Source organism: Streptomyces pimonensis, from assembly GCF_041380215.1.
Lineage (GTDB): Bacteria > Actinomycetota > Actinomycetes > Streptomycetales > Streptomycetaceae > Streptomyces > Streptomyces pimonensis.
Genome location: NZ_JAHWZY010000072.1, coordinates 1 through 9,353, shown reverse-complemented (window position 1 = coordinate 9,353; position 9,353 = coordinate 1). Strand labels below are relative to the sequence as shown.

The window sequence follows — 9,353 nt, the reverse complement described above, 5'->3', positions numbered from 1 at the left end:
GGTGCCCGATCGTCCGGCTCCAGGACCAGGTGCTGCGTGCGGGGTCGATACCGAACTTCGCGAAGTAGGCGACGTGAAGCCTGCGGTGGCCCAGGTGTGGCAGGACGAACCGGTCGATGTCCGCGAGGCCGAGCCCAGCGTCGGCGAGCGCCTGCTTGACGACGGCCTCCTGCGCGGTGGCGACCCGGGCGACGGTCGGGGTCACGCCGTGGCGGGCCAGGAAGTCCTGCTTGTGCGCCTCCAGATCGACCGCCTCGCGGTGGCTGAACGGGGCCGGTCCGAACGGGTCGTCGCCGCGGTGCATGCCCTCCAGGTCGGGTGCGGAGACGGTCGCGATGCTGCGGACCCGGGCGAAACCGGAGTGCCGTGAGACCACCAGGGCGGTGCCCCCGTCGCCGTAGACGGTTCCCGGGTCACTGCGCCACCGGTCGAACCCAGGTGGGCAGAACCGGTCCCCGGTGGTCAGCAGGGCCGCCACCCGGGCCGGGTCGGCGGCCAGGTAGGCCCAAGCCAGGTCGAGTGCCGCCATGCCGCCGTTGGAGACCTGCCGGATCTCCATCGCGGGGCACTGGTTGCCGACGGCGGTCCGCTGGACGTACGAGGCGGGGGCCCACAGGTCGAAGCCCTGGTAGTAGAAGCTGGCGTGTAGCACCAGGTCGATGTCGCCCGGTTCGGCGGCGGCCCGCTCCAATGCGGTCCGGGCGGCCCGGGCCGCCATCTCGGGAGCCGGATTCTGCGCGGAGACCGTCACCGACTCCATCCGGGTGGAGCGGGCGACGACGGCGTCGCAACGGCCTTCCGCGACCGCGTCCGCGACCTGTTCCACGGGGGGCAGCCACGTCCCGGTCGCTCTGATGTACAGCTCGCCCCCGTTCATGCCGCCGCCCTCTCCACGGGTCGGTGCGCGACCGCGTCGGTGGGCGTGGGGGCCCGTACGACCATGGCGCTGTTGAAGCCGTGGTGGCCGCGGGCCAGGACCAGGGCCGCGGTGCCGGAGACAGGCCGGGGCCTGCCGACGACGAGGTCGAGACCGTATGTGTCGGGGATGCGGGTGACGTTGACCGTCGGCGGGGCGAGCTGCTCGCGCAGGGTCATCAGGGCGGTGACCACGTCGAGCGGGCCGGCACCGGAGTAGAGCCGGCCGGTGGCCGCCTTGGGTACGGTGACCGGGACTCCTCCCGCGCCGAAGATCCCGGTCAGCGCGGTGGCCTCGGCCGCGTCGAGTTCGGGAACCCCTGCACCGTCGGCGAAGACGACGGCGATCTCCTCCGGCCCGGTTCCGGCGTCGGCGAGCGCCTGCTCGACGGCCCGGCGCAGGCCCGGAGGACGCCCGGACCCGGGGCGCGGGTCGAAGGTGGCGCCGAACCCGGCGATCTCGCCGTAGTGACCGCGCCCGCGCGCACGGGCCCGTTCGGCGCTCTCCAGGGTCAGCAGAGCGCCACCCTCTCCGGGCAGATGACCGGAGGCCCGGTCGTCGAAGGGCCGGTAGGTGTCGGCGGTGAGCCGTCCACCGGCCAGTTGGGCGGCCATGCCGTACGGGCACAGGGAGCAGTCCATGCCGCCGGAGATCATCAGCTGCGCACCGGTGCGGATCTGGCGTCTGGCGTGGGCGAGGACGTCCAGACCGCCGGCCTGCTCGCCGACGAAGACGCCGGTCGGCCCGTTCATGCCGTGCCGGATGGAGATCTGGCCGGTGTTGACGGCGTAGAACCAGGCGAAGGACATGTAGGCGCTGACCTTCTTGGGGGACTCGCCCCACAGGTGCTGGAGCTCGCGCTGGCCGAAGCCGAACCCGCCGGAGGCACCGGCCGTGATGACGCCACGGTCCAGTGACGGCACGGAGTCGAGGTCGATGCCGGCGTCGACGACGGCCCAGTCGGCCGCGGCCAGGGCGAACTGGGTCATGCGGTCGGTCTGCGGGATCAGCCGGCTGGGCAGGTGGTCCCCCGCCTCGAACCCGGTCACCTCACCTGCCCGGCGCGTCGGATAGCGGCTGGGGTCGAACGCCTGGAGGCGTCGGATGCCGTCCTCGCCGCGCAGCGTCGCCGCCCAGTAGGCGTCGAGTCCGATTCCCGTGGGGGCGACGACACCGATGCCCGTGACCACTACGGGGGTCATGCGGCCCACCCCTCGGGCCGGCGCAGCACCATGGCGCTCTGGAAACCGCCGAAGCCGCTGCCCAGGGTGAGGGCGGACGACATGTGCTGTTCCCTGGCGTGCAGGGGGACGTAGTCCAGGTCGAGTTCGGGGTCGGGCTCGGTCAGGTTGGCGGTGGGCGGGATGACGCCGTGTTCGAGGGCCAGTGCCGTGGCCGCGATCTCGATGGAGCCGATGGCGCCCAGTGAGTGCCCGATCATCGACTTGATGGAGCTGACCGGGACCCGGTGGGCGTGGGCTCCGAGGCTGCGTTTGAGGGCCGCGGTCTCGTGCACGTCGTTCTGCTTGGTGGCGGTGCCGTGGGCGTTGACGTAGCCGAGCGCGTCGGGCCCGAGCCTGGCCTCGTCGAGGGCGGCGGCCAGCTCGCGCCCGTCGGTCCGCAGCCCGGTCATGTGGTACGCGTTGCCCCGGGAGGCGTAGCCGGCGATTTCGGCGTACACATGGGCGCCCCGGCGCCGGGCCGCCATGAGCTCCTCGAGCACCAGGACGGCGGCGCCCTCGCCGAGGACGAAGCCGTTGCGGGTGCGGTCGAAAGGGCGCAGCGCGGTCGCCGGGTCGTCGTTGCGGGGCGAGGTGGCCCGGATGGCGTCGAAGCAGGCCACGGTGATCGGGGAGATGGGGGCGTCGGTGGCCCCGGCGATCATCACGTCGGCGGTGCCCTCGCGGATGAGGGCCGCCGCGTGCCCGACCGAGTCGAGACCTGAGGTGCAGCCGGCCGAGACAACGGTGCAGGGGCCCTCGGCGCCGACCTCCCAGGCGAGTTCGGCGGCCATGGAGCTCGGCACGAAATGGTCGTACAGCTGCGCGCCGGCGGCAGTGTGGTCGACCAGCCACTCCTGCCCGCCGCCGCTCAGGGCCACGTACTCCTCTTCGAGCTTCTGGGTACAGCCGACCGCGCTGCCGAGGCTGATGCCGGTGCGGTGGGCGGTGTCGGGGTCGGGCTCCAGGCCACTGTCGGCGACGGCCTCGCGCAGCGCGACCAGAGCGAACTGCGCCGCCCGGTCGAGCCGTCCGGCGTCCTCGGGACTCAGGCCCTGCTCCGCGGCGTCGAAGTCGCACTCGGCCGCAATCCGGGAGCGGAAGTGTGCCGAGTCGAAGAGGCTGATGACCCGGGTCGCGGTGCGGCCGCCGGTGATCGTCTGCCAGAACTGCTTAGTACCGATGCCGCCGGGGGCCACCACTCCGATGCCGGTGATCGCGACCCGCCGGGTCATCGTGCCTCCCCGGTGGCGCTGTGCCGCTCGAGGTAGAGGTTCGAGCTGCTGGTGCTGATCGCCCGCAGCGCCTCGGCGGGCGGCCGGAAGTCGGCCTGGCCGACGGCGGCGCGGAGGGAGGCGACGTCGGTCCAGCGGGCGATGTTGACGTAGGCCTGCGGCTGTTCTAGGTGGCGTACGAGGCTGTAGCCGAGGAAGCCGGGCTGGCGCTCCATGAAGCGTGCCGTGCGGGCGAAGACGTCCTCGAACTCCTCCGGGGTAGTGCGGAGGGTGAAGCTGTTGACGAAGGTGGCCGGGCCGTCGGAGGCGGGGCCGGGCTGCTCAGCTAACATGGGTCGGTGCTCCTCATCGTCCGGGCGTCCGGCGACGCGTACGCCGAGGTCAGACTGAAACCCTCTATGGCGTGCCTCGCGACGGCCTAGAAGACGGCTGGATACCGCTCCCCGGGTCAGGGGCCGGTGCGCCCCAGCCGCACGGGGATGCCGACGTCCCGCTGCCATGCGTGGCCGAGTCCGGCGGCGGCGGCGATGGCGCTCCAGCCGGCCAGCTCACCGCCCTGGTAGTGGACGATGTCGGAGCCGTTACGCCGGGGCAGGGCCCGGCCCGCGACGATCTCGGCGAGCAGCAGGGGCTCCTGCCGGGGGTCCGCGGAGCGGCCGCAGGGGGCAGCGAGGCTGATGTGCCGGACGTGAGGTCCAGGGGCTGCGGGCGCGGCCGTGGCGGCCTGGTCGATCAGGAGCGCCCCGGCCGCGAGCCATTCGGCCCGGACGGGTGGATCGCCACCGGTGGCGGCGACGACGTCGGCGCCGCCGGCGGCGGTACGGGCGTCGTCGCAGACGCGCACCCGCAGGCCGGTGCGCAGGGCGGCCGCGTCGGCGAAGTCACGGGTCCGGCGCGGCTCCCGGCCGACGACGTGCACCTCCGAGAGCGACGGCAGCGCGCGGTGCAGCACGAGAAGGCAGGACCAGGACGGTTCGCCGGTGCCGAGGAGAGCGAGCAGGGAGGGCACCGGCGGGGCGAGGTACCGCGCGGCGAGCCCAGACGGGATGGCGCTGCGCCATCCGTCCAGGGCACCGGCGTCGACAAGGCCGAGGAGGGATCCGTCATCGGCGAGCAGCAGTTCCACACGCGGCGCGGACTGGTCGGCACCCTGGTCGAGACGGACGGCGAAACAGCGGCCGAAGGGCCCGGGCGCGTGGGGTCCCACGGTCAGCCGGCAGCGCGTGGCGGGCAGCAGGACCAGGGTTTCGGGTCCCAGCGCCGGACCGTTGCCGAGGAGCAGTCGCTGGACGTCGGAGAACCGCTCCTCCATGAAGGCCTCGTCGTCGAAGGCGTCGTCCACGTCTTCCGAGGTCAGCATGATCGGCACAGCGGACGTCCTCTCGGGACGGGCGTGATGGGTACGCAAACTTGAGTATCACGGGACGTGTGCCGTCATCCACCGAACCCCGGGCAACGGCCTGAAGGGCGCCTTGTCAGGCGCTCTTCTCCTCCCCCGCCATGACGTAGGCCCCCGCCTCCAGGCGCTCGATCAGTGCCTCGGTCCAGGCGGCCTGGCTTGCGGCGCTGTGTTCCCAGAGGCCGAGGAGCTCACGGACGTGGGCCCGCTGCGGCCGCTCCCCCGCCGTCTCGTCGACCTTGGCGATCAGCTCCCCCTGCTCGGCCGAGAGCGACACGATGCGCTCGCGCAGCAGGCCGATCGCCTCCTCGCGGCTGAGCGCGGGCAGCAGCACCAGTGCCGCTCCCAGCATGTCCGGCCGGTTGTTCCCCTGGCGCAGCGCGTCACGCAGCAGCCGGAAGAACTCCTCCTCGCCCGGGGGCGCGATCTCGTAGTCGACCCGGCCCGGCCAGTCGGGGATGTCGGTCGACTTCAGCAGCCCGTCCTTGGCCAGCTGCCTGAGCGCGTGGTAGATCGAGCCGAACTTGATGTGCGCCCATTCGTCGGCCCCCCAGGACAGCAGCTCGGAGCGGACCAGGTAGCCGTGCGCCCGGCCGTGCATCCGCACGACTCCTAGGACGAGCAATCTCGTGGCGGACATCGTCTCCCTGCTAAATCTCCCTCATGGCACGGACTGCAACCGGTGCTCCGCGCATCGACCGGGCCTCGCCGAATGGTCCCACGGTAGTACATGACCTGCTGTTCTCCGCGGGCCCGGGAGAGACGGAACGCGCGCAGCGCCCCGTGTCGAGTGCCGCTGCAACGACTCTCGACTTCCCTACGAGGTCACGCCCCGAGGATGGAGGCCCATCGCATACGGTCGCTCGCCGGAACAGGGGTTGGGATGCGGGTACTCTTCACCACCTTCGCCGCCAAGTCGCACATGCATGCCCAGGTGACACTCGCCTGGGCCCTCAAGGCAGCGGGCCATGACGTCAGGATCGCCAGTCATCCCGATCTCGCCGACGAGATCATCCGCACCGGGCTGACCGCCGTCGGTGTCGGGGAGGAACTGCATCTCGACGAGCAGATGCAGGAGACCCAGGAGAACATCGGCCAGGACGTCGACCAGCTGGAGAGCCAGGCGCAGGTCGGTCTCGACATGAGCGAGGTCCGCCCGGAGCGGTTGACCTGGGACTACACGCTCGGTGTGTTCACGGCCATGACCTCGGTCGTCTTCCAGAACTGCTGCTCCGACCAGATGGTCGACGAGCTAGTGGAGCACTGCCGCTCCTGGAAGCCCGACCTGGTCCTGTGGGACACCATGACCTTCGCCGGCGCTATCGCCGCCATGGCCACCGGGACGGCGCACGGCCGGCTGCTCTTCGGCCTCGATCTGGCGGGCCGGATGCGCGAGACCTTCCTGGACCAGCTGGCGGCACGCCCGCCAGAGCTGCGGGACGACCCGCTGCGTGAGTGGCTCACCTGGAACCTGGAGCGGCACGGCGCCTCCTTCGAGGAGGCCGCGGTGACGGGCGACTTCACCGTCTGCCCGCTGCCGGCGTCCATGCGGTTCCCGGTGGACCTGCACTACGTCCCGGTGCGGTACGTGCCGTACAACGGCCAGTCCACGGTGCCGCAGTGGCTCCAGGAGCCGCCGAAGCGGGGCCGCCGGGTGTGAACCGCCCCGGCTCGAATAGAGACTCGATTTCATGAAAGGATCGAGTCATGGCACGACCTTCCCGTTACCCGCTTGAGCTCCGCCGCCGTGCGGTGCGCATGGTCGCTGAGGTGCGCGACGATCACCCGAACGAGACGGCCGCTCTGCAGACGGTGGCCGACAAGCTCGGCATCGGCTCCCGCGAGACGCTCCGAAACTGGGTGAAGCAGCACGAGATCGACGCGGGGGCGCGTCCAGGGACGACGACGGAGGAGTCCGCCCAGCTCAAGGCGTTGAAGAAGGAAAACGCCGAACTCAAGCGGGCCAACGAGATCCTCAAGGCCGCGGCAAGTTTCTTCGCGGCCGAGCTCGACCGGCCACACACAGGCGCTGTCACGTTGGCTGGCCGGCGTGGGATGATCTTGTGGCTGGTCGTGCTGGGGAGGGGTTCGCTCGTGTCGTCCGCGCCGCCGTCGTACAAGGGGCACCGGTACCCGGCCGAGGTCATCTCCTACTGCGTGTGGCTGTACTTCCGCTTCCCGCTCAGTTTCCGTGAGGTCGAGGAGCTGATGCTCGAGCGCGGTGTTGCCGTCTCCCACGAGACGGTCCGGCGCTGGTGTGCGAAGTTCGGGCAGGGCTACGCCAATGGCCTGCGCCGGAGGCGGCCCCGACCCGGGGACAAGTGGCACCTGGACGAGGTCTTCCTCAAGATCAACGGTGAGCGGAAGTACCTGTGGCGGGCCGTGGGCTCCGACGGCACCGTCCTGGACATCCTGGTCCAGAACCGGCGGGACACCGCTGCGGCCAGGCGGTTCTTCCGCCGGCTGCTGAAGAAGACCCGTACGGTGCCACGGGTGGTCGTCACCGACAAGCTCCGCTCCTACCGGGCGGCCCACCGCGAGGTCATGCCCTGCGTGGAACACCGTGCCCACAAGGGCCTGAACAACCGGGCCGAGAACAGCCACCAGCCCACCCGGCAACGAGAACGTGCGATGAAAGGCTTCCGCTCCGTCGGAGGAGCCCAGCAGTTCCTAGCCGCGTTCAGCGGCATCTCACCCCACTTCAGGCCACACCGCCACCTGATGACCGCCACCGACTACCGAGCCGAGATGACCGTCCGCTTCGCAATCTGGGACCAGATCACCGGCGTGGCCAGCCGACCTGCCGCCGCCTGAACACAGGCCCGGACCACAAGCACACCACGCCCCGACGCGCCATCAGCCGGTCACACACCCAACAACGTGACAACGCCCCCCACCGGCCAATTCGGCCAGCGAGAGCCGGATAGCACGTCCGAGCTTCACATCCGCCATGGGAAACGGATCTCCGCGCTCGCGAGCGTGAGAGTCCGCCTGCCCGTCGGCTGGCCCCGCCGACATCAGGGCCGCCGAACCCAATCAGTAGAACCGCTGACGTGATCGCGGACCCCGGCCAACTGGCCGTACGGCCTTCGCACCGACTGACCCTGATCGCTACTCGCTCCAACCACAGCTGACCGGGCACCTTGCAGTCTCGTGTCGGCGAACGAACTCAGCGTTGTCAGCCGGGGATGTTGCGGGGGTCGTCGCCGTAGGTGTACTCGGTACGGATCCGCCCGTCTGTGCCGTGGACGACGACCTGCGCCGGCTTGTGCTGCTTGGCCTGCTGGCGGGCCGCGATGATGGCCTCCTGCTGAGTGCGGTGCGGCTCGCGCACCGCACGGCGGCCTTCCTTGTGCTGAACCTGCCACTGCCGCGCCGCCGTCTCCTCCTTATCGGGAGTGACGTGATAGACGGTCCGCTTCGGCTTGCGCTCTGCCATCGTTTCTCCATCACACGTGGTGCGGCCGCTGCCGCGGTTGGGAGCTCCTGGCACAGCGCGCGCTGCCCTGGCCTACATTCTGTTTACGACGCCGACCGTCGACCCGCGACCCCAGGCGTTCGAGCAGGTGACCCGGCGTTGGTATTTCACGCGCCGTCCAGGTGCTGTGCCGGGCGGCGGCGGCCGCCACCCTGTCCAGGTGGCGGAACGAGGCGCCGCCGACCGCAGTCCGGTGTCGTTGGGAGTGATGTTGCCCATCTTGAGGGCCGAAGTCTCAGCCGAACCGGGCGGCAAGGCGCCGGTATAGGGCCGGGGCCATTCCGTGCAACCGGGCGGGCAGGCACAGCCAGCCCGGCACGTACACCTCGTGCTTGCCCCGTCGGATAGCGTGCCGCACGGCGTCGGCCACGCGTTCGGGCGGCACCGCCTTTGGCCTCCTGCGTGTGTAGGGCGTGCCCCGGCGTTGGAAGAAGGGTGTCTCCACGACGCCCGGGATGACCAGGGTGACCCCTACGCCGGTGCTGTGCAGTTCGTATCGCAGGGCGTCGGCGAATACGGCGAGTGCTGCCTTGGCGGCGGAGTACACGGCCTCGCCCCGAACCCCGAGGACACCTGCCACGGACCCGATGAGCACCACTCGTCCGGAACCGGCTCCCACCATGTGCGGCACCAAGTGCCGTACCAGCCGCACCGTGGAGAGCAGATCGACGTGGATGATCTCGTCGATGGCGGATTCCGGCATTTCGCTGAACTGGCCGGCCCAGCCGATTCCGGCACCGGCTACCAGTACGTCTACCCGGCCGACCTGGTCGAGGGCGAAGCCGGCCAGCTGGCGGTCGGCTCCCTCCGCTGTGAGATCCGCCGGGAACGCCGCGGCCAGGGTGTCCGCCGCGACACCGTTCAGGCGCGTGGTGTCGCGGCCGTTCAGCACCAGCCGCCAGCCGTCCTGAGCCAGCCCGCGCGCCACGGCCGCGCCGATGCCCGACGAGGCACCGGTCACCACCGCTGTCCTCTGGCGTGCCCGGCCTTCAGGGATCGAGTGAGCGGTGGAGAGGTTCGGCGACACATCCAGCGACGGTTTCTGTGACATGTCGGCTATCCCTTCCCGTTTCCGCGGGCTCCTTTCACCTGGGCGGTATGTGTG

10 protein-coding genes and 1 pseudogene are annotated in these 9,353 nt (G+C 70.8%); 3 read left to right on the top strand and 8 right to left on the bottom strand.

All coding sequences use genetic code 11. The features are described from left to right. The 6 genes from KYY02_RS32940 to KYY02_RS32915 form a co-directional block, all read right to left on the bottom strand. Positions 1–877: ketoacyl-ACP synthase III family protein (locus tag KYY02_RS32940; RefSeq protein WP_371244593.1), on the bottom strand; the 877-nt coding region annotated here is incomplete at its 3' end. Next, positions 874–2,118 (bottom strand): ketosynthase chain-length factor, encoded by a 1,245-nt coding sequence (locus KYY02_RS32935; protein WP_371244592.1) that lies wholly within the window; start codon positions 2,116–2,118, stop codon positions 874–876. The genes KYY02_RS32935 and KYY02_RS32940, both read right to left, overlap by 4 nt. Further along, on the bottom strand, positions 2,115–3,371 hold the full coding sequence (locus KYY02_RS32930; RefSeq protein WP_371244591.1) for a beta-ketoacyl-[acyl-carrier-protein] synthase family protein: 1,257 nt from the start codon (positions 3,369–3,371) through the stop codon (positions 2,115–2,117). The genes KYY02_RS32935 and KYY02_RS32930 overlap by 4 nt, the downstream gene beginning before the upstream one ends. Further along, on the bottom strand, positions 3,368–3,703 hold the full coding sequence (locus KYY02_RS32925; protein WP_371244590.1) for an antibiotic biosynthesis monooxygenase family protein: 336 nt from the start codon (positions 3,701–3,703) through the stop codon (positions 3,368–3,370). The genes KYY02_RS32930 and KYY02_RS32925 overlap by 4 nt, the downstream gene beginning before the upstream one ends. Positions 3,704–3,819: 116 nt before the next feature. Then, positions 3,820–4,731 (bottom strand): hypothetical protein, encoded by a 912-nt coding sequence (locus KYY02_RS32920; RefSeq protein WP_371244589.1) that lies wholly within the window; start codon positions 4,729–4,731, stop codon positions 3,820–3,822. A gap of 115 nt (positions 4,732–4,846) precedes the next feature. Beyond that, entirely contained in the window at positions 4,847–5,410 is a 564-nt protein-coding gene (locus KYY02_RS32915; protein ID WP_371244588.1) for a PadR family transcriptional regulator, read from the bottom strand. A gap of 243 nt (positions 5,411–5,653) precedes the next feature. On the opposite strand from KYY02_RS32915, the gene KYY02_RS32910 reads away from it, so the two are divergent. The 3 genes and pseudogenes from KYY02_RS32910 (at position 5,654) to KYY02_RS32900 (ending at position 7,584) form a co-directional block, all read left to right on the top strand. Next, positions 5,654–6,430, top strand: coding sequence for a glycosyltransferase family protein (locus KYY02_RS32910; RefSeq protein ID WP_371244587.1), 777 nt, complete (start codon positions 5,654–5,656; stop codon positions 6,428–6,430). A gap of 47 nt (positions 6,431–6,477) precedes the next feature. Continuing rightward, positions 6,478–6,788: pseudogene (locus KYY02_RS32905) on the top strand (transposase); the annotation flags it as partial. A gap of 37 nt (positions 6,789–6,825) precedes the next feature. Beyond that, complete coding sequence (locus tag KYY02_RS32900) at positions 6,826–7,584, top strand: IS6 family transposase (protein WP_371244586.1); 759 nt, start codon at positions 6,826–6,828, stop codon at positions 7,582–7,584. A gap of 364 nt (positions 7,585–7,948) precedes the next feature. On the opposite strand, the gene KYY02_RS32895 is transcribed toward KYY02_RS32900, so the two are convergent. Beyond that, the gene (locus KYY02_RS32895; protein ID WP_371244585.1) at positions 7,949–8,209 is read right to left on the bottom strand and encodes a DUF2188 domain-containing protein; all 261 of its coding nucleotides are present in this window, start codon (positions 8,207–8,209) and stop codon (positions 7,949–7,951) included. 274 nt (positions 8,210–8,483) lie between these two features. Continuing rightward, complete coding sequence (locus KYY02_RS32890; RefSeq protein ID WP_371244584.1) at positions 8,484–9,299, bottom strand: SDR family NAD(P)-dependent oxidoreductase; 816 nt, start codon at positions 9,297–9,299, stop codon at positions 8,484–8,486. Positions 9,300–9,353 lie beyond the last annotated feature (54 nt).

Coding starts and splice junctions, on each gene's coding strand:
- KYY02_RS32900 (WP_371244586.1), top strand. CDS start 6,826: ATGATCTTGTGGCTGGTCGTGCTGGGGAGGGGTTCGCTCGTGTCGTCC.
- KYY02_RS32895 (WP_371244585.1), bottom strand. CDS start 8,209: ATGGCAGAGCGCAAGCCGAAGCGGACCGTCTATCACGTCACTCCCGAT.
- KYY02_RS32890 (WP_371244584.1), bottom strand. CDS start 9,299: ATGTCACAGAAACCGTCGCTGGATGTGTCGCCGAACCTCTCCACCGCT.
- KYY02_RS32930 (WP_371244591.1), bottom strand. CDS start 3,371: ATGACCCGGCGGGTCGCGATCACCGGCATCGGAGTGGTGGCCCCCGGC.
- KYY02_RS32915 (WP_371244588.1), bottom strand. CDS start 5,410: ATGTCCGCCACGAGATTGCTCGTCCTAGGAGTCGTGCGGATGCACGGC.
- KYY02_RS32935 (WP_371244592.1), bottom strand. CDS start 2,118: ATGACCCCCGTAGTGGTCACGGGCATCGGTGTCGTCGCCCCCACGGGA.
- KYY02_RS32925 (WP_371244590.1), bottom strand. CDS start 3,703: ATGTTAGCTGAGCAGCCCGGCCCCGCCTCCGACGGCCCGGCCACCTTC.
- KYY02_RS32910 (WP_371244587.1), top strand. CDS start 5,654: ATGCGGGTACTCTTCACCACCTTCGCCGCCAAGTCGCACATGCATGCC.
- KYY02_RS32920 (WP_371244589.1), bottom strand. CDS start 4,731: ATGCTGACCTCGGAAGACGTGGACGACGCCTTCGACGACGAGGCCTTC.